This is a genomic window from Candidatus Palauibacter sp. (assembly GCF_965213655.1).
Lineage (GTDB): Bacteria > Gemmatimonadota > Gemmatimonadetes > Palauibacterales > Palauibacteraceae > Palauibacter.
The window spans coordinates 2,562,303-2,580,570 of record NZ_CBDBZT010000003.1 but is presented as its reverse complement, the minus strand read 5'-3'; the positions used below and the strand labels follow the sequence as shown (position 1 = coordinate 2,580,570).

Here is an 18,268-nt window from a genome sequence, read left to right as displayed (position 1 = left end):
GGCGGCGTGTTGACGGGTTGAAATCGCTCCAATAGCATAGGTTCGTCTTCGAGTCCGGCGGAGCGAAAACGATGCACGGCCAGCCGCGCGACGCGCCCGCAATACCCATCACCGATGTTCGCAGGAGGCAGGATGCCATCAGGTACGGTAAAGTGGTTCAACGACTCCAAGGGGTACGGTTTCATCGAGCAGCCCGACGGCGGCGACGATGTCTTCGTCCACTATTCGTCCATCGATATGGACGGGTACAAGACGCTCGCCGAAGGGATGGAAGTGGACTACGAGTTCACGCAGGGCGACAAGGGCCTGCACGCGACCCGGGTGGTGCGCAGCGCCTGACCGGAGACCGCAGCCGGAACTTTGCGCGCCCCGCCCCGCTCGGCGGGGCGCTTTTTTTCTCGCCGGGCTTTCCACGCGGCAGCCCCGCCGCGATACATGGGTGCCATGTTGATCCTCCCCGACGGCCCGTGAACGCCGCGTGTCAGCGCCAGGCGCGGTGAAGACCTCCCGGGCGGCTCGTCCGTCGCTCTTCCTCCTCGACGGCTACGCGCTCATTTACCGCGCGTTCTTCGCCATGATCAACCGGCCGCTGACCACATCGAGCGGCGAGAACACGTCCGCCCCGTACGGAATCGCTCGCTTCCTCATGCGGCTGATCGCCGATCAGGCACCCGACTATCTCGGCGTCGCCTTTGATGCCGGTGACAGCTTTCGCACCGAGGTCTACCCGGAGTACAAGGCCACGCGAGAGAAGATGCCCGACGAACTCCGGGCGTCGCTCCCCAGGTGCCGGGAAGTGTTCGACGCCTTCCGCGTGCCCGTGATCGAAGCGGAAGGGTGGGAGGCGGACGACGTCATAGGGACCCTTGCGCAGGAGGCCGCGGACCACGGGCTACGCACGGTCATCGTCTCCGGAGACAAGGATTTCCACCAACTCGTCGACGACCATACCGTGCTGCTCAATCCGGGCCGCGGCGGACCTGCCGGCGTGGAACAGATGTGGGTAACGACGGACAACGCCGAGGAGCGGTTCGGCGTGCCCCCGGAGCGCGTGACCGACTTCCTGGCGCTCCTCGGCGACTCGTCCGACAACGTCCCCGGCGTGCCGGGCATCGGGAAGAAGACCGCGCCCGCTCTCATCCGGCAGTTCGGAGACCTCGAGTCGATCCTGACGCGGGCGGAAGAGATCACGACCGCGAGGGCCCGCAACGCGCTCCTGAAGCATGCGGACGACGCCCGACGCTCCAGGGAGCTGGTGACGATCCGCACCGATGCGCCTGTGAGCCTGGATCTCGAGGGCCTCCGGTCACGTTCACTCGATGCCGGGAAGGCGGCGACCGTCTTCCGCGACCTCGAGTTCCACAACCTGCTCAGGGAACTGGAGGCTCCGGCCGCCGAGGCGGAGCGCTTCGCGCCGCGGGTAGATGTCGTGACCGATACGGACGGGCTGAGCGACGTGCTGGCCGAATTCGCCGGCGCGCCGCGGATCGGGCTTTTCGTGACCGGCAGTTCCGATGACCCGCTCGGCGCCGATCTCGTCGGTCTCGCCCTCGCCGCTGCCGAAGACCGCGCCTTCTACCTGCCTCTCGGGCACCGGGCCCCGGAGGTGCAGCACGATGCGGCGGGGAATCCCACCCTCGCCTTCGACGCGGGCGAGACCGTCGGCCTGCCGGAGCTGACGTCGTCCGGCATGCGAGGCCTGCGCGCACTGCTCGCCTCGGACACGCCGAAGCTCGGGCACGATCTGAAGTACGCCGCCCAGCTTCTGCGTCGGCACGGAGTCGAGTTGGGGGGGCTCGACGACGACGGTTCGTTCGACACGCAGATCTCCTCCTACTGCCTGGATCCGGCCCGCCGCGACCGCGCCCTCTCCACCCTCGGTCCCGACCGCCTGAGCGTCGCGCTCGAGACGCGCGACGCCGTCACGGGCACCGGACGGAACCGTCTCCCTCTGGCAACGGTCGAGCCCGCGCGCGCCGCCGAATGGGCCGGCCCCCGCGCCGCCCTCCTTCACCGCCTCGCGAAGGTCGACGAAGCCGATCTCGTGCGTACCGGGATGGGCCGCCTCTTCCGCGAGGTCGAGATGCCGCTCGTCACCGTCCTCGCCGGCATGGAGCGGGCCGGCATCGCGATCGACCTCGACTTCTTCGGCGATCTGCGCGCCCGACTGCGCCGCGACCTCGACGCCGTGCGCGAGGAGATCCACAAGATCGCCGGCACCGAGGTCAACCTCCGCTCCGTGCCGCAGATGCGAGCGCTTCTCTTCGACCAGCTCGCGTTGCCCATCCTCAAGAAGACGAAGACCGGCCCCTCGACGGACGAGTCCGTGCTCGAACAACTCGCCACCATGGGCCACGAACTCCCGCGTCTGATCCTCGAACACAGGGAACTCGACAAGCTCGACGGCACGTACGTGAGCGTACTCCCGAGGCTCATCGACGCCTGCGGGCGTATCCACACCCGCTTCAACCAGACCGTCGCCGCGACGGGTCGCCTCTCCTCCTCGGACCCCAACCTCCAGAACATCCCGATCCGGCGCGCGCTGGGGCGCGAGATCCGGAAGGGGTTCGTCGCCGCGCCCGGCCACGCCTTCGTGGGGGCGGACTACTCCCAGATCGAGCTTCGCGTGATGGCGCACCTCTCGCAGGATGACGCCTTCGTGGCGGCGTTCCGCGCGGAGCGCGACATCCACCGGGAGACGGCGGCCCGGATCTTCGGGGTCGAGCCGGATGGCGTGACGCCGACCATGCGCGAGCAGGCGAAGACGATCAACTTCGCGACCATCTACGGACAGGGCCCGTTCGCGCTCGCCCGGCAGCTCGGTATCTCACGGACGCAGGCGAGCGAATTCATCGCCGGATACTTCGAACGGTTCGCGGGCGTCGCGGCCTACCTCGAGGAGATGAAGGAACTGGCCCGGGAGCAGAACTACGTCGAGACGCTGTTCGGACGTCGGCGGTACATCCCCGAAATCCGGTCCAGGAACCCCGGGATTCGCGGCTACGGCGAACGCACCGCGACGAACTCCCCCATCCAGGGGTCCGCGGCGGACCTCATCAAGGTGTCGATGATCCGGCTGCACGAGCGGCTCGCGGGGACCGACGCGCGCATGCTGCTGCAGGTACACGACGAGTTGCTCATCGAAGCCCCGGAGTCCGACGTTGAAGCCATCGGCCGGGTCGTGCGCGAAGAGATGGAGGGGGCCATCGAGCTGGCGGTTCCCCTGCGCGTAGATCTCGGTATCGGCCGCAGCTGGTACGACTGCAAGTTCGGGAAGGGACCGTGAACACAGCCCGTATCGCCCTCATCGCCTGGACCTCGTCCGCCCTCGCGTGCGCGCAGGCCCCCTCGCCCGATGGGTCGCCGCCGGACGGGGCGGCGGAGGGGTCCCCCGAGGCGCTCGTCGAATCGGCGTTGATGCCGACCTTCACGATCCGCGGCGAGCCCGTCGCGCGGCCCTCGCTCCTCGACCGCATGGCCGAACTGGGCGTGCCCGGCGTCAGCGTTGCCGTCCTCGTCGACGGCGAGATCGCCTGGGCCCGGGGCTACGGGCTCGCCGACGTCGAGTCGGGTCGGCCCGTGACGCCGAACACGCTGTTCCAGGCCGCGTCGATCTCGAAGCCCGTGGCCGCGCTCGGCGCACTCAGGCTCGTCGAGTCGGGCCAGGTCGAACTCGATGGGGACGTGAACGCGCACCTTACGAGCTGGCAGGTGCCGGGGAACGAGTTCACGGAGCAGGCGCCCGTCACCCTGCGCGGGCTCCTCACGCACCGGGCCGGCCTCACCGTGTGGGGCTTCCCCGGGTACGGCCCGGGCGAGGAGGTGCCGGACGGGCCGGGTGTCCTCGACGGCCGCGGCAACACCGACCCCGTGCGTCCGTACAAGGCGCCCGACGAGAGCTGGCGCTACTCGGGCGGTGGATACACCGTGATGCAGCAGCTCGTGGCGGACGTCCACGGCAAGCCGTTCGCCACCGTCATGCGAGAGGGAGTCCTCGGTCCGATCGGCATGTCACGCTCGACGTACGAGCAGCCGATCCCGCCTGAGCGCCAGGACGACATCGCGACCGGCTACCGGCCGAACGGCGAGCGCGTCCCCGGCGGGTGGCACACCTATCCCGAACAGGCGGCCGCCGGCCTGTGGACGACGCCGAGCGAACTCGCGCTCTACGCCCGGGAGATGCAGCGCGCGCGGAGGGGCGAGTCGGACCTCCTGCTGGGCGAAGCGCTCGCCCGCGAGATGCTGACGCCGGACGCGGACGACTGGGGCCTGGGCCCGGCCATCTCCCCTGACGGCGAACGCTTTCAGCACGGCGGCTCCAACCAGGGCTTCCGCTCTACGTTCGCGGCCTACATCGACGGGGATGACGGCATCTTCGTGATGACGAACTCCGACTCGGGGAGCCAACTCGCATCCGAGATCGCGATCACGGTCGCCCACGCGTACGGCTGGTCCGGCCCCCTTTCCGAAGAGAAGGTGGCGGTGGAGGTTCCGACCGAAGTGCGCGATCGGTACCTCGGCACCTATGTCGCGCCCGAACTGGGCGCCGAGTTCCGCTTCGAGCCGGACGAACGGGGGCTCACGCTGCGCCAGGGCCCGAGCCGGGCCGTGCTGTGGCCGTTGAGCGACGCGTCCTTCTTCGATCCCGATACTGGGCGCGAGGCCCACTTCAGCCTCGACGGAGACGAGATGACGGTCAGGGTGGGCAGCATCGTCGCCATCCGCCGCTAGCCAGCAACGCAGGGAAGACAGGAAAAGGGGAGATCACGATGGCGTGGAAGCAAACCCGACGAGAGTTCGTGCAGACATCCGCCCGCGCCGGTGGCGCGCTCGGCGTACTCGGCGCCTTCGGCTCGGCCGCCTGCGCCGGCGGAGGCGGGGATCCTCTCCGCATCCTCATCCTCGGCGGGACGCGCTTCATAGGCCCCCACCAGGTGAAGTACGCGCTCGATCGCGGCCACGAGATCTCGATCTTCACGCGCGGGCAGACCGAACCCCCGTTCTACCACGACTACTTCGACCGCGTCGAGCACCTGATCGGCGACCGGACGAGCGACCTGTCCGCGCTCGAGGGCCGCGAGTGGGACGCGGTGATCGACAACTCGGCCTCCTACCCGAGCTGGGTCGCGTCGACGGCTGCACTCCTCCGCGACCAGGTCGACCGCTACCTCTTCGTCTCCTCCATCTCCGCCTAAGCGGACTTCGCACAGGTCGGGATCGACGAGGACTACCACGTCGGGCAGCTGTCGCCGGACGAGGCGGAGGACGACGGCCAGTACGGACCGAGGAAGGCGCGCTGCGAGGCCTACGCGCGCGAGGCGTTCGGGGAGAACGCGATCATCGTCCGTCCCGGTCTCATCATCGGGCCCGGGGACAACACCGACCGCTGGACGTACTGGCCGGTGCGCGTCGCCCGCGGCGGTGAGGTCATGGCGCCCAATACCCCCGCCGATCCGGTGCAGAACGTCGACGCCCGCGACCTCTCCGAGTGGATCGTGCGCCTCGTCGAGACGCCCGGACACGGGGGGACGTACAACGCGACGGGCGAGGTGCAGCAGTTCGGCGACATGCTGGAGGAGATCCGCGGGGCTTTCGGTTCCGACGCCACCTTCACCTGGGTGCCGACCGCGTTCATGGCCGAGCACGAGGTGGCGCCGTGGATGCACATGACGAACTGGACGCCGCCCGAGGGGCAGACGGTCGGGATGAACCAGGTCTCGGTGGCGGCCGCCACGCAGGCCGGGCTCACCTTCCGTCCCCTCGCCGACACCGCCCGCGACACGGTCGAATGGTGGAACTCGCTATCCGAGGCGCGCCGCGCCGCCCCCGTGGCCGGCCTCCCCGCCGAGCTGGAAGCCGAGGTCCTCGCCGCCTGGCACGCCAGGGCCTGAAGACGCCGTGAACCGCGGGAATCGAGCCCTCGGGGCGCTGGCCGCCGCTCGGAACTTTTTTCGGACTGCGGCGGTCTGAGCCCTCATGACACCCATCTCGAAGCTCCTGAACGCCCCGATCCGGCGGCCCGCGCTCGCGACCGTCCTCGCAGCCACGCTCGCGTGCGGCGGTTCCGCGACCGACCCGGGGCCGAGGCCGGACCCGGAGCCCGAGCCGCCCCCGGCCGCGGCGACCACTGCGACGTACCGCGTGGTCTTCGAGGCGACGTGGAGCGCCTCCACTCATCCGACGAACTTCCCGGGAGGGGCGCATTTCTCTCCGCTGATCGGCGTAGTGCACGACGAAGACGTGACCTTCTGGGCACCGGACGGCACTGCTACGCCGGGGATCGAGAGCATGGCGGAGACCGGTGGCACCAGCACTCTCACCGCGGAAATCCGCGCCGAAATCCCGGGGGACGCGCTGGCGGTCATTAACGGGTCCGGGATCCGCAGCCCCGGAAGCACGACGATTCAAGCGGTCACGCTTCGCGAGGACTTCCCGCTCGTCACGGTGGTCACGATGATCGCCCCGAGCCCGGACTGGTTCGTGGGTGTGTCGGGCCTGTCGCTACGGGACGCTGCGGGAGACTGGATCGGCGAACTCGAGGTCGTCCTCTACCCCTACGACGCGGGGACGGACAGCGGCACTGCCTACAATTCGGCCAACGACGATACGCAGCCCAGGGAACCGATCCACAGCCTGCGGGGCGTGAATCCCTTCTCCGACGAACCCATCGGCACCTTTACCTTCACCCGCACGGATGGGTAGAGGGGCGCTCGGGCCCGGGTCAGACGACGTCGTCGAGGAGGAAGAGGTCGGTGAGGAGCGCTCGCAGGTGGGACGAGGCGTTGAGGTTGTCGATCAACTGTGAACTGATCGTCTCCTGGGCGAGGACGATCCGCACGGCCGCCCCGGCGCGGGCGGCGTCCGCGGACGTGACGCCGATCATCTCTTCGTAGGCGCCGGCCGGTTCGAGTCCCTCCGCCGCGACGAGGCCGCCGAGGTGGTTCGCCAACGCCTGGAGCGCGGCATCCGCGCGGCCCAGGTATTCCCGCAACTGGCCGCCGACCTTCGAGGCTTCCTCCTGCTCGGCGCCGAGCGCGGCGTAGGAGAGGAAGAACTCGTACGCCTTTTCGAGGACCTCGATGTGAGCCTTCAGCTCGTCGCGGCTCAAGCGGGCACGACCCCGTCGGGATCCGCAGACGACGCCTCTCCGCCGGCATCGGCCCCCGCGCCCTCCGTCCCCAGCGCCCACATGGCGGGATCGTAGTGCTCGAGGTACTCCTCGCGCGTGATCCAGCCCTTGATCATGGAGCGGGTCATCCAGCGCTTCTCGGGCCGGATGGCGAAGTAGACGTGGGCGATGACCATCGTGACGAGCCCGACCCCGCACAGCCCGTGCATCACGAACACGAGCCCCCATGTGGAGTCGGAGAGGAAGTACGGATTGCTCGCCCAGAACCACGTGTCGACCCCCACCATCATGAGGATCCCCGTGACGATCACGCCGATCGAGACGAGCGTCACAGCGTTGTGGTAGGCGCGCTGGTCGAGCGGATACTTCCCGGACCGCTCCTCCTTGGCGGGCTGGCGACGCAGGAACTTTCCGACCGCCCGGAACGCCTGCCCGAGTTCTTTCGTCCCGGTCCACACGGACCAGAAGTCCTGTTTCGTCGTCGCGTGGATGATGTGGTAAATGATGAGGAGGGTGAGGACGACGCCGGCGATCCAGTGAATGGTGACCCAGGCGAACTGGACGCCGATCACGGGGAAGAAGGCCGTGACCAGCAGCGTGAGCATGGTCGCCGCCATCAGCCAGTGGAACGTCCGGGACGCCTGTGAGTGGCGCTCCACGCGCTCGGGCACCTCGGGAGCCGCCTCCGGCGCGCTCTTGGGCGCCTTGGGCGCCATGATCCAGACGTACAAATGGTGTCCGACCACAAACACGAAGCCGGCGATGGCAGCGGCCCAGAGCAGATCCCAGGCGACGCCGACGAGTACCTCCTGGCCCCAGGGATTCGGCGCCGTTCTGAGGATCTCCATTTAGGCCATGTCTCCTCGCACCGCGCGCCGGACGAGATTCCGCGCAAGCGGTACCTTGTAGTCGTTGTGGCGCAGCGGCTTGAAGCCGCGCGTGGCGAGTTCTCCGGCTGCCATGCCCGTGGCGTCGCTCGCCGCCATCCCCTGGATCAGATCCTCGACGTCGGTCAGCCTGACCGGCGTCGGGGCCACGCCGTTGATCGCGATCCGGGCGCGCTCGATCGTGCCGTTCGACTCCACGATCGCGGCGGCGACGCTGGCCAGCGCCCAGTCCCACGATTTCCGGTCGCGGACCTTCTCCCAGTAGAAGCGCGCGCCCGCCCAGTCGCCGGGGATGCGCACGTGCGTCAGGAGATCTCCCGGCTCCAGCACGGTCATGCGCTGAATATCGATCTCCGGGCCGACGAAGAAGTCCTCGGCCTCGTAGACGCGCTCGCCGCTCGAGCTCCGCACCATCATCTGCGCGCCGAGGGCGACGAGCGCCCCGGCCGTGTCCGCCCCGTTGACGGCCACGCAGCGGCTCTGCCCGGTCACGGCGTGCTCACGGTTCATCGACCGGGGCGTCCCCGCGTAGCAGATGTTCCCGCCCGCGCGGTAGCACGGCCACCCGCCGCGGTAGTACCAGCAGCGCGTGTCCTGGATGAGGTTGCCGCCCAGCGTCCCCTGGTTCCGGATCTGCGGCGTCGCCACCTCGGCCGCGGCCTCGGCGAGGACTCCGAACCGGGATCGCACCTCCTCGCTCGCCGCCACATCGCGGAGCGAGGTCATGGCGCCGATCTCGAGCCCGTCCCCGCTCGCGCGGATCCCTGTCAGCTCGCTCACGGAGCCCAGCTCGACGATGACGTCGGGCCGCTTGATGCGGTCCTTGAACCAGTCCATCGAGTCTAGGCCGCCGGCCAGGACCCAGGTGTTATCGTGGCGCTCGAGTACGTCCAGCGCCTCGTCCACGCTCGTCGGCTGGAAGAGCTCGAACGCGGGCATCATGTCGCGAATCACGGCCATCGTTCTATCTCCCCTAGCTGTGGATCTCGGTGAGTGCGTGCGGCTGGGCCCGGCCCTCGAGTTCGGCCAGGATCACGTCGGTCGTCAGCGGGATCCGGCACAGGCAGCGCCCGCCGAGCGCGTCCGCGATCGCGGAGGTGACCGCCGCCGACCCGGCTCCGACCGGGGGCTCTCCGATCCCCTTGGCGCCGATGGGCGTCTGCGGGTCCGGCTCGCCGGCCGCCGCCCAGTCCATGCTGAGCGGCACATCGAGGATGCCGGGCGGTCTCGCCGTATAGAGCCGGTGGGCGAAGGGCACGCCCCACTTCGGATCGAACACCCACTTCTGGCTGCGCGCCTGGCCGAAGCCCTGCACGCTGCCGCCGTGGATCTGCGCCGCGAGGCTGCGCGGGTGCACGACGACCCCGCAGTCGGCCGAACCGGTGTAGTCGACGAGTCGCACGTCGCCCGTCTCGGTGTCGAGTTCGACCACCGCGAAGCCCACGACCCACGACCAGGTCGAACCCTCGTGCGAGAAGTTGTCCCGGGCCACGCCCATCAGGCCCTGGCCCGCGAGTTGCGTGGCTGAAGCCCGAGTGTAGTCGTTGATGTCCTCCGGCAACTCCTGGCCGGAGTACTCGCCGCCCATGGCGATGGCGCGCTCGGCGGCCTGCGCAAAGCTCAGGGAGCCCCCCGGCCCGGTCACGCGCGCGCCCCCGACCCGGTAGCCGCTTGCCGAGCCGCCCAGCGCGGCGGCCGCGACCTCCTGCAGCTTCCGCTTCATGTCGAGCGCGGCGGCGTAGTTGGCTCGCGTGTGCGCGTGGATCGTTTGGCTCCCCGCCTGCACCGAGCTGTAGGGATGGTGCTGCGAGCTGTCGCCCCAGATGACCGCGCAGTCGTCCCACTCGAGACCGAGTTCATCCGCCGCGGCCCGGGCTGTGTCCGCCATCGAATGCGTCCCGAGGTTTCCGATCCCCTGGTGGATGTACAGCGTCCCGTCGGGGCGGATTAGGAGCAGCCCGTCGAAACCCGACGAGCCGCCGACGTACGGGCTCAGGCCGACGCCGACGCCCGTGACTTTCGTGCCGTTTCGCTGTCCGCTGAGCGCCTGCTTGCCGGCCCAGTCGAACCGCTCGGCGCCCGCGTCGATCGCCTCGCGCACGAAGGCGCTCGTCGTCGTCGCTCGCTGCGGCCCGAACTCCGAGTCGTGCGTGGGGGCGTTGATCTTCCGTATCTCCACCCGGTCGATCCCCAGTTCGCGCGCCGCCTTGTCGACGAGCGGCTCGAGCATGGCGACGATCTGCGCGCCGCCCGGCCCCCGCTGCGCCGCCCGGGGCGGGGTGTTCGTGTAGAGCGTGAGGCCGCGGAAGCGCATCGCATCGGGCTGATACATGAGGTCCGTGACGGCGCCGGCGGTGTTGTAGTCCCCCGACCGCCCGTACGGCCCGTGGTCCTGGACGATGTAGAGGTCGATGCCGGTGATCTTCCCGTCGTTCCGGAAGCCCATCTTCGTCCACGCCTGGAAACCGGGGCGAGCCCGGCCGATGTAGTTCTCCTCGTAGCGGTTGATCCGCATCATCACCGGCCGCTGGATCTTCCTCGCGAGGAGCGCCGTGGCCTGGTAGATGGGGACGCCGGCGATCTTCGAGCCGAATCCACCGCCGCAATACTGGCCCACGAAGACGAGCTCCTCGGGCTCCAGATCGAGCTGGGCCGCGATCGCCTGGTGAGCGCGCTGCGTGCTCTGGGTCGACCCGTACAGGTAGCAGCGGCCGTCCTCCCAGTACGCCATGGAGCTTCGCGGCTCCATCGGATGGTGGGTCAGCGACTGGTGTACGATCGTGTCCTCGAGGACGTAGTCCGCGTCGGCGAACGCCGCGTCGAGGTCGCCGTGTTCCCACTCGTCGGTCGGCTCGCCCATCGGCAGCCGGCCCTCCGCCTCGGCCGCGTCGAACTCCGCCTGCGGCCACTTCAGGGACACGAGTTCGCGCCCGTTCTCCCCGAAGCGCATGACGTTGCCTTCGAGACGGGCGTCCGGGCCGCCGGGCCGCAGGCTGTCGAGCGGATCGATCGCGAACGGGAGCGGCTCGAAGTCGATGTCGATCGCCTCGATCGCGTCCGCCGCCGTCGTCTCGTCGACCGCCGCCAGCGCAAGGATCGGCTCGCCCACGTACTTCGGCTCATCCGTGAGCGACGCCTCGCCGGGGGCCTCGGGCTGGTTGACCTCGCTCGCCCGCAGGATCCCGAGTACGCCGGGCATGGCCAGCGCGCGGCTCGCGTCAACGCTGCGCACGCGGGCATGCGGCATGGGGCTCAAGAGGAGCTTGGCGAACACCATCCCCTCCGCCCGGAAGTCCTCCGCGTACTTCGCTCGTCCCGTGACTTTCGCGCGCAGATCCGGCGGCGAAATGTCTTGTCCGATTAGTGCCATGATCGTCCTCCCCTCACACCATGCGCCGCGCGTACTCGGCGGCACGCATGGCGGAGTTCAGGATTTTGTTGTAGTCCCCGCAGCGGCAGAGATTGCCGGAGAGGGCCTCCGCCGTCTCCTGGCGCGTAGGCTCGGGATTCTCGTTGGTGAGCGCGACCATGCTCATGATGAAGCCGGGCGCGCAGAAGGCGCACTGGAATCCGCCCTCGTCGATCACGGCCTGCTGCACCGGGTGCAGCGTCCCGTCCGCGCCCTCGAGCCCCTCGATCGTCGTCACCGACCGGTCGCGCACCACGTTCGTCAGCATCGAGCACGCGTAGTGCGAGACCCCGTCGATGAGCACCGTGCAGGCGCCGCACTCCGCGCGGTCGCACCCGAGCTTCGTGCCGGTGAGCCCGAGCTTGTAGCGCAGCGTCATCGCCAGCGTCTCCTGCGGCATGACGTCCACCGAACGCGACACGCCGTTCACGTTCAACGAGATCATGCGGGGCATCGACGCCCGCACCGCCGCGCTGGCCGACAGGCTCCGGGCCCGGAAGAGATGGCTGGAGGAGGAGACCACCGCGCCGGTCGCGATGACCCCCTTAATGAACGTCCTGCGGGAATGACCGGTCGGGGTCTCGGTCGTGATCTCGACGTCACTCATGGGCGAACCTCAAACGGGAGACCTTATTACGCTTCGCGTCGCGTTTGCGTCGCGCGCGCCCCGTCTCCACCGGGGAGACGCGACAATCCACGGTAAATCCTTACATCCCCCGCCCGGGGAAACAAGACTGCCGGCCACCCTCCCGGCGGGGGCGTCAGAGGATCCCGCGGAACCGGGGGTCCACGGAAAGGAGGAGAATCCAGTTTCCTGCGCGCTCCGCAGGCGACGAAGCGTCGCGGAGGCCGCGTACGACATCGACGCGAAGAATGTCCCAGAAGAGTCCGAGGCCCAGCCCGACCGAGGCGCGCATGCCCTCGCTACCGCTCACTCCGAAGCGGCGCGCGGCATCCTCCCCGACGCTCCCGAGGCCGGCCCAGCCGACCGCCGCGATGGCGCGCAGCCGCACCCACGGCGACGCCATGGCGCGGGACACCTCGGCCCGCCACAGGGCCATGCGATCGCCGCCCCAGACGCGGAATCCGTACCCGGGGAGCGACCCGCGGCCGCCGAGCAGAAAGAGCCGCTGCACCGGCAACTCCCCGCCGGCAAGGCCGAACTCCACGTCACTCGCCCAGTTCCACGCACCGTCCGGGCTCCCCCGGGCTCCCCGCAACGCGACGGTGGCCCGGGTGTAGCCGAAGTCCCCGACGCCGCTCGCCGCCGCTTCGCCGGCGAGTTCCAGTCCCCAGCGCGCGCCCGGACCGCTCCCGAGTTCCACCGTCAGTCCCGCGTCGAGACGCGCCAGCTTCCCCTCGTCGACCGGCCGTACGGGGCGAAGCGGCTGGTCTCCGAACAGCTCGGTCCCGACGACGAGTTCCGCCCGCTCGTGCCTCTCGAAAGACGCACCCACGCGCCAGCGGACCGTGCCCGTCGTCCGGGCGATTCCCATCCGGCCGCCGGTGGCGAAGTAGGGGTCCTCGTAGTCTTCTCCTTCCGCGAGCAGGGCGACCGTCCGCAGCACGCCCGCCGCCGCCGCCGGACCCGCGTCCCGGTTCACCCGCAGCCAGCCGTTCACCTCCACGTCGAGCGGGCCCCGGCGCCGCCGGACTCCAAGGCTCGCCTGGGGTCGCGCCTCGCCCATCGGATAGCCGCCCCAGAACGACACCCGGGTGAGGTCATCGGCCCGGTAGGCGCCTCCAGCCCCCGCGAGCAGGCCCTCGGAGCGCCGCGCGCGGAGGCCCGCGGACGCGTTCGGGAGCGCGAGCTGCCACCGTCCTCCACCGAACAGCCGCTCACGGAGCAGGAGTCGGCGGGCGTCGGCCACGGCCTCTTCCAGGTCGCCATCGGCCGTTTCCGCCTCGTGTGGGCCCGCATAGAGCGAGGTCTCCCACGCGTCGAAACGGGCAAGGTCCTCCTCGGGATAGCTGTACACGACCTGCCCGGGGGCGAGGCTGAAGGCGGGTTCTTCGTCGAAGTGGTAGTCGAGTACACGCAGGCGCGTGCGGACCAGCGTCTGGAGAGGGAAGTCGAACCAGGGAAGCGAGCGCGTGATCTCGACATCCTGCTCGTCGGGCAGCCAGTAGCGGCCTTCCCACAGGGCGGAGCGCAGGTCCAGGACGACTCGGACGATCTGGGGATCGCGATAGGCGGCGGGTGTGAACGTGAGCCGCATCCGCGCGATGGCTCCCGTTTCACGGTCGACGAAGAGCGACCCGACGGCGGCCGCCGCCGTCGCCTCCCGGGGACGGACCTCCAGTTCGAAAACCCGGGCAGTGCGGTCGCGGAGCCGGATCTCGAGCGAGTCGGCGAGCCGGTACTCGTAGAGTTCGAGAGCACGCTCCCCGGCGGGATGCCGCACGTTCTCGATCTCGTGGCCGTCCCCCAGCCGGATCCGGTCCCCGAAGTTGTCGAGGATGAGAAGGAGGTGATCGAGGTGGTACTCGACGGTCGTCGGGAGCCGACGTTCGTGACGGCGCCCCACGATCGTCTGCATCGTGCGGTCCGGGGCCTGCCAGCGGACATCGAGCGCGATCTGGTCCGCCCGGATGACGTGCCGCTCCCCCAGAAAGTCCCCGAGGTAGTAGACGTGACTCCGGGTCTCGGCGCGGAATCGCTCCAGCGCACTGTCGGCCCAGGCGTGCCGCCGCGCATCGATCGCGCGCTCGATGAGGAGAAGGGCCGACTCGGAGTTCCAGCCATCACCGGCCTCGACCCGCGGATCCGAGGACGCCGGCGCGGGGGGTTGCTGAGCTCCGGCGGCGGTGGCGAACCAGAGTGCCGCCGCGGAGGCCACTGCAATCGCTGCTGCGGCCCGCGGCTCAGCCGAAGAGATCCTCCTGCCCCTCATCGTCCGACTCCATGACCCGCCGGAGTCTGCCGGCCCAGTACTCGACGTCGAACCCCTGCTCATTCTTCAGCATACGCTTGAGGACCGGCGACAGTTCGCGCAGCGCTCCCACGAGGTCCTCGGCGATGGAGCCGGCCTCGGCGACGCGGGCTTCGTCCGGGAGCGAGGCCATGTCCCGGAGGATCGAAGCCTCGGATCGAGACGCCGTGACGGGCTCGGGCCTGCTGGCGACGAAGACCTCCGTCCGCCTGCCGGGTCCCCGATCTTCCTCGATGGGGAGCAGCCCGACGATCTGGTCGGAGCGCCAGTACTTCGCGTACCCGAGGTGGACCATCCGGTCGCGTTTGATCTCCACGCCGCCTCCCGTTCAGCTTGCGACACTTGAGGACTGCAAGCTCGCAAGGGCCCCATCCGTGCCGCAACACCGCCGCCCGCGCCAACTGGCGGCATAACGGCGGCGTCCCTTGATTGCCCGTTGACCGCGCGCCGGAGCATGTTCAGCGACGCCCATGGCCAGAATTCGCACGATCCGTGATCCCCTGTGGGGGAACGTCCGCGTGGACGAGGACGCGGCGGAGATTCTCGACGCGCCCCAGTTCCAGCGTCTGCGGCGGGTCAAGCAACTCGGCTTCGCGCACCTCGTGTATCCCGGCGGTGTCCACAACCGTTTCCTGCACGCTCTCGGCGTCTACCATCTCGTGTCGCGGGCGATCTCCTTCCTCGAGCGGGACGGACACCTCGAGGCGCTCACCGCGGAGGATATCGCCGAACTCCCGATCGTTCGGCTCGGGGCGCTCCTGCACGACGTCGGCCACTACGCTTTCTCGCACGCGGTGGAGGAACTCGGCCCGCGGGCGATCCCGGGCGACCACGAGGAGATCGCGGCGCGCTTCATGGCGGCGGACCCCATCCGGCGCGTCCTCGAGCGGCACGGCCCGGACGCGGCGGGCCGAATCAGCGCCCTCATCCGCGGGCAGTCGGGCCACCCGTTGCAGGGGCTGATCTCGGGATCGCTGGACCTCGACAAGATCGACTACCTGCGGCGCGACTCCCTCTTCTGCGGCGTGCCATACGGTGCCGTGGATGTGGACCGGCTGCTCCCGGCCCTCACAGTGGCGCGCCAGGGGGCCGGGGACCCGCTCGAACTGGCGGTCAGCGAGAAGGGACTCAGCGCGCTGGAGACGCTCCTCTTTTCGAAGTATCAGATGTTCCGCAACGTCTACTGGCACCACGCCGTCCGCGCCGCGACGCTGACGTTCGTGCGCCTCGTACAGACGGCGCTCGATGGCGGCCTGCTCTCCCCGGAGGACCTGGCGGGCCCCAGCGACGAGGAACTGCTCTCGCTCATCGACCAGCGGATCGATCGTTCGTCGGCGGGCGCGGGCCTCGATCCCGCATCCAGTCTCGGTCGCGCCGCCCGACTGCTCCGCACGCTCGTGGATCGGCGTCTCCCGAAACGTCTGGTGGAGTTGACCGGCGACCAGCTCCCGAACGCGTTGTCGTCATGGCCGTCACGTCGCGCGGACCTCGTGGCGGCGCTTGAGCGGCGCATGGCCCGTGAGTGGGGTCTGTCCGAGGGGTCCGTGATGCTCGACTATCCGAGCTATCCGGGCATGCTCGAGCTCAACCTGCTCCTCGTGCGGAACGACGGCGAAGTCCGCCGACTGACGACGCTGGGCGAGCGGGGCCTCATCGACATCCCGCGGCTCGGACGTTCCCTGCACCACTCCGCGCGCGTGCTGCGCATCTTCTCCTTCGAGCCCTGCGCCCCCCGCGATCCGAAGCCCGTGCTGGCGCTGATCGAGGCCTCGGAAGAAGAAGTGGAGGCCCGGCTCGACTCGGGAACGGCGCTCCTGACCTGAAGGAGCAAGCGCGCCGCCCGGTCGCGCGCGCCGCCGCACACGCGGTAGGATCAACAGGCTGCGGTGAGGGGTTTAACAGTGGGCGATAAGAGGGGCGACAAGCGCGCCAGACCACCCGAAAAGGTGCATTCCATGTCCGGATCGGCGCTGCCGATCGATACACAGCGAGACCTCGCGCGAGCGCGCCGGATCCACTCGTCATCGCCCGCGTCGAACGGCGCCGCATCGAACGGCGCCGCATCGAACGGCGCCGCATCGAACGGTGCCGGGTCGGCCGCTGTCGGGTCGGCCGTCGAGGCGCCCCTCGTGCAACTAGACCATCTGGATACGCTGTGGTTCCAGGTCACCGGGACGATCTGCAACCTGCGCTGCACCCACTGCTTCATCAGCTGCGCCCCCGACAACCACAGCTTCGAGTACCTCACCTTGGCCGAGGTCGAGGACTGGCTGGAGCGCTCCGAGCCGTGGGGCGTCAAGGAGTACTACTTCACGGGCGGCGAGCCCTTCATGCACCCCGATCTGCCGGCCATGCTCGAGCGGACGCTGGAGCGCGGCCCCGCTTCCGTGCTGACGAACGGGACACTGCTCCCGGCACGGGCTCTGAAGCCCATCGCCCGGATCGCCCGCGCGGCCCGCTACTCGCTCGAAATGCGCGTCTCACTCGATGGGCCTTCACCCGAGACAAACGACCCGATCCGGGGCGAGGGCACCTTCGACCGCGCCATGGACGGCGTCCGCAAGCTGCTCGAGGAGGGCTTCCTCCCGATCATCACCGCCACGCAGGTGTGGGAACCGGAGCGGGACGAAGAGGTGCGGCAGGCCTTCGTCGCCCGGCTGCGGGCGCTCGGATACGAGAACCCGCGGTTGAAGATCCTCCCGTCGCTTCGCATCGGACGCGAGGCGGAGCGCGTGCGCCCCTACCGGGATGAGGAGCGGGTGACGGAGGCGATGATGGAGGGATACGAGACGAACCAGTTGCTGTGCGCTTCGAGCCGTGTGGTGACGAACCGCGGCATCTACGCCTGTCCCATCCTCATCGAGACGCCGGCGGCGCGCATGGGTTCGACGCTGGAGGAGGCGTCCGGGCCGGTTCGGCTCGCCGAATCCGCGTGTCACACGTGCTGGCTGCACGGCGCGATCTGCTCCAACTACGGGGGCATCGGGCAGGATGTCTCCTGAGCCACGCCGGATCGCCGTCTTCGGGGGGATCTACAGCAATCACCTGGCGCTTGCGGCCGCGATCGAAGATGCCACCGCGCGCGGGGCGGACGCCCTCTACTGCCTCGGCGATCTGGGCGCGTTCGGACCCCATCCGGACCGGATCTTTCCGCTCCTCATCGACCACGATGTCCGTGTCCTGCGCGGGAACTACGACGACTCGGTCGCGAGGGGCCTCGACGACTGCCAGTGCGGCTACACCGATCCGCGCGACAACTACTTCGCGCGTCTCTCGTACCGCTACACTTTCCGTAACACGCACGAGCGCTGGCGCGGCTGGATGGGCCGTCTGCCCGGCGAGATCCGCTTCGACGTGAACGGCACGCGCGTGCTCATGTGCCACGGCAGCCCGCGGCGCATGAACGAGTTTCTCTGGGAATCCGCGACCTCGACGCAGTTCCTGACCTGGCTCTCCCGCGAGTACGAGGCGGACATCGTGCTCGCGACCCACACGGGGATCCCGTGGCAGCGCCCGCTCCCCGGCGGGCGGCTGTTCGCGAACGTCGGGGTGCTGGGCCGCCCCGCGAACGACGGGCGGACGGAGGTCTGGTACGCGCTTCTCGACTTCGAGACAGCTCCGGGGGCGCCGCCGGCCCTCGAGTTCGTCCCCGTGGACTACGACCATGAGCGGCTCGCACGCGAGATGCGCGACGAGGAGCTGCCGGAGGAGTTCGTAGACACGATCCTCACAGGCTGGTGGACGACCTGCCTCGAAGTGCTCCCCGCTCGCGAACGCGCTCGCGGCCGGTTCTGACCTCACCCGGCGCTCTACCGCACCCGATTTGCGGGGTGGCCGAACCACATTAGCTTTCGTTGCAGCGTCGGATGGTCCGTGCGCGACGGAGCCCGAATCGGCAGATCGGCCTGAC

The 18,268-nt window shown here is 69.4% G+C and carries 16 protein-coding genes; 9 read left to right on the top strand and 7 right to left on the bottom strand.

Features of this window, described 5'->3' with window-relative positions; all coding sequences use genetic code 11:
• The first annotated feature begins 132 nt into the window (after window positions 1–132).
• The 6 genes from ACOOGH_RS13565 to ACOOGH_RS13540 all read left to right on the top strand — a co-directional run bounded on the left by ACOOGH_RS13565 (window position 133) and on the right by ACOOGH_RS13540 (window position 6,702).
• The gene (locus tag ACOOGH_RS13565) at window positions 133–339 is read left to right on the top strand and encodes a cold-shock protein (RefSeq protein WP_420449419.1); all 207 of its coding nucleotides are present in this window, start codon (window positions 133–135) and stop codon (window positions 337–339) included.
• Between the two features lie 157 nt (window positions 340–496).
• The gene (gene polA / locus ACOOGH_RS13560; protein WP_420449418.1) at window positions 497–3,286 is read left to right on the top strand and encodes a DNA polymerase I; all 2,790 of its coding nucleotides are present in this window, start codon (window positions 497–499) and stop codon (window positions 3,284–3,286) included.
• Window positions 3,283–4,731 carry a serine hydrolase domain-containing protein gene (locus ACOOGH_RS13555; protein WP_420449417.1) on the top strand — a complete coding sequence of 483 codons (1,449 nt, stop codon included), beginning with the start codon at window positions 3,283–3,285 and terminating at the stop codon, window positions 4,729–4,731. Before polA ends, ACOOGH_RS13555 begins: the two co-directional genes overlap by 4 nt.
• 38 nt (window positions 4,732–4,769) lie before the next feature.
• Window positions 4,770–5,195, top strand: a complete 426-nt coding sequence (locus ACOOGH_RS13550; protein WP_420449416.1) for an NAD-dependent epimerase/dehydratase family protein — start codon at window positions 4,770–4,772, stop codon at window positions 5,193–5,195.
• Between the two features lie 207 nt (window positions 5,196–5,402).
• Window positions 5,403–5,891 carry a hypothetical protein gene (locus tag ACOOGH_RS13545; RefSeq protein WP_420449415.1) on the top strand — a complete coding sequence of 163 codons (489 nt, stop codon included), beginning with the start codon at window positions 5,403–5,405 and terminating at the stop codon, window positions 5,889–5,891.
• An 85-nt stretch (window positions 5,892–5,976) separates the two neighbouring features.
• Window positions 5,977–6,702 (top strand): spondin domain-containing protein, encoded by a 726-nt coding sequence (locus tag ACOOGH_RS13540; RefSeq protein WP_420449414.1) that lies wholly within the window; start codon window positions 5,977–5,979, stop codon window positions 6,700–6,702.
• 19 nt (window positions 6,703–6,721) lie between these two features.
• Here the strand turns inward: ACOOGH_RS13540 and ACOOGH_RS13535 are convergent, their stop codons facing one another.
• The 7 genes from ACOOGH_RS13535 to ACOOGH_RS13505 all read right to left on the bottom strand — a co-directional run bounded on the left by ACOOGH_RS13535 (window position 6,722) and on the right by ACOOGH_RS13505 (window position 14,674).
• Complete coding sequence (locus tag ACOOGH_RS13535; protein ID WP_420449413.1) at window positions 6,722–7,108, bottom strand: hypothetical protein; 387 nt, start codon at window positions 7,106–7,108, stop codon at window positions 6,722–6,724.
• Window positions 7,105–7,977 (bottom strand): cytochrome b/b6 domain-containing protein, encoded by an 873-nt coding sequence (locus ACOOGH_RS13530; protein ID WP_420449412.1) that lies wholly within the window; start codon window positions 7,975–7,977, stop codon window positions 7,105–7,107. The genes ACOOGH_RS13535 and ACOOGH_RS13530 overlap by 4 nt, the downstream gene beginning before the upstream one ends.
• Window positions 7,978–8,976 (bottom strand): FAD binding domain-containing protein, encoded by a 999-nt coding sequence (locus ACOOGH_RS13525; protein WP_420449411.1) that lies wholly within the window; start codon window positions 8,974–8,976, stop codon window positions 7,978–7,980.
• Window positions 8,977–8,989: 13 nt separating this feature from the next.
• Window positions 8,990–11,386, bottom strand: a complete 2,397-nt coding sequence (locus tag ACOOGH_RS13520; protein WP_420449410.1) for a xanthine dehydrogenase family protein molybdopterin-binding subunit — start codon at window positions 11,384–11,386, stop codon at window positions 8,990–8,992.
• Window positions 11,387–11,399: 13 nt separating this feature from the next.
• Entirely contained in the window at window positions 11,400–12,032 is a 633-nt protein-coding gene (locus tag ACOOGH_RS13515; protein WP_420449409.1) for a (2Fe-2S)-binding protein, read from the bottom strand.
• Between the two features lie 154 nt (window positions 12,033–12,186).
• Complete coding sequence (locus tag ACOOGH_RS13510; protein WP_420449408.1) at window positions 12,187–14,319, bottom strand: hypothetical protein; 2,133 nt, start codon at window positions 14,317–14,319, stop codon at window positions 12,187–12,189.
• Entirely contained in the window at window positions 14,291–14,674 is a 384-nt protein-coding gene (locus ACOOGH_RS13505) for a hypothetical protein (RefSeq protein ID WP_420449407.1), read from the bottom strand. Before ACOOGH_RS13505 ends, ACOOGH_RS13510 begins: the two co-directional genes overlap by 29 nt.
• A gap of 154 nt (window positions 14,675–14,828) precedes the next feature.
• On the opposite strand from ACOOGH_RS13505, the gene ACOOGH_RS13500 reads away from it, so the two are divergent.
• The 3 genes from ACOOGH_RS13500 to ACOOGH_RS13490 all read left to right on the top strand — a co-directional run bounded on the left by ACOOGH_RS13500 (window position 14,829) and on the right by ACOOGH_RS13490 (window position 18,153).
• Complete coding sequence (locus ACOOGH_RS13500; protein ID WP_420449406.1) at window positions 14,829–16,181, top strand: HD domain-containing protein; 1,353 nt, start codon at window positions 14,829–14,831, stop codon at window positions 16,179–16,181.
• Window positions 16,182–16,313: 132 nt separating this feature from the next.
• Entirely contained in the window at window positions 16,314–17,360 is a 1,047-nt protein-coding gene (locus ACOOGH_RS13495; RefSeq protein WP_420449405.1) for a radical SAM protein, read from the top strand.
• Window positions 17,350–18,153 carry a metallophosphoesterase family protein gene (locus tag ACOOGH_RS13490; RefSeq protein ID WP_420449404.1) on the top strand — a complete coding sequence of 268 codons (804 nt, stop codon included), beginning with the start codon at window positions 17,350–17,352 and terminating at the stop codon, window positions 18,151–18,153. Before ACOOGH_RS13495 ends, ACOOGH_RS13490 begins: the two co-directional genes overlap by 11 nt.
• The last annotated feature ends 115 nt before the right edge of the window (window positions 18,154–18,268 follow it).

Bases quoted from the DNA above. Each gene is read 5' to 3' on its own strand.
- ACOOGH_RS13565 (WP_420449419.1), top strand. From the start codon at position 133: ATGCCATCAGGTACGGTAAAGTGGTTCAACGACTCCAAGGGGTACGGT.
- ACOOGH_RS13550 (WP_420449416.1), top strand. From the start codon at position 4,770: ATGGCGTGGAAGCAAACCCGACGAGAGTTCGTGCAGACATCCGCCCGC.
- ACOOGH_RS13540 (WP_420449414.1), top strand. From the start codon at position 5,977: ATGACACCCATCTCGAAGCTCCTGAACGCCCCGATCCGGCGGCCCGCG.
- ACOOGH_RS13530 (WP_420449412.1), bottom strand. From the start codon at position 7,977: ATGGAGATCCTCAGAACGGCGCCGAATCCCTGGGGCCAGGAGGTACTC.
- ACOOGH_RS13525 (WP_420449411.1), bottom strand. From the start codon at position 8,976: ATGGCCGTGATTCGCGACATGATGCCCGCGTTCGAGCTCTTCCAGCCG.
- ACOOGH_RS13520 (WP_420449410.1), bottom strand. From the start codon at position 11,386: ATGGCACTAATCGGACAAGACATTTCGCCGCCGGATCTGCGCGCGAAA.
- ACOOGH_RS13515 (WP_420449409.1), bottom strand. From the start codon at position 12,032: ATGAGTGACGTCGAGATCACGACCGAGACCCCGACCGGTCATTCCCGC.
- ACOOGH_RS13510 (WP_420449408.1), bottom strand. From the start codon at position 14,319: ATGAGGGGCAGGAGGATCTCTTCGGCTGAGCCGCGGGCCGCAGCAGCG.
- ACOOGH_RS13500 (WP_420449406.1), top strand. From the start codon at position 14,829: ATGGCCAGAATTCGCACGATCCGTGATCCCCTGTGGGGGAACGTCCGC.
- ACOOGH_RS13495 (WP_420449405.1), top strand. From the start codon at position 16,314: ATGTCCGGATCGGCGCTGCCGATCGATACACAGCGAGACCTCGCGCGA.
- ACOOGH_RS13490 (WP_420449404.1), top strand. From the start codon at position 17,350: ATGTCTCCTGAGCCACGCCGGATCGCCGTCTTCGGGGGGATCTACAGC.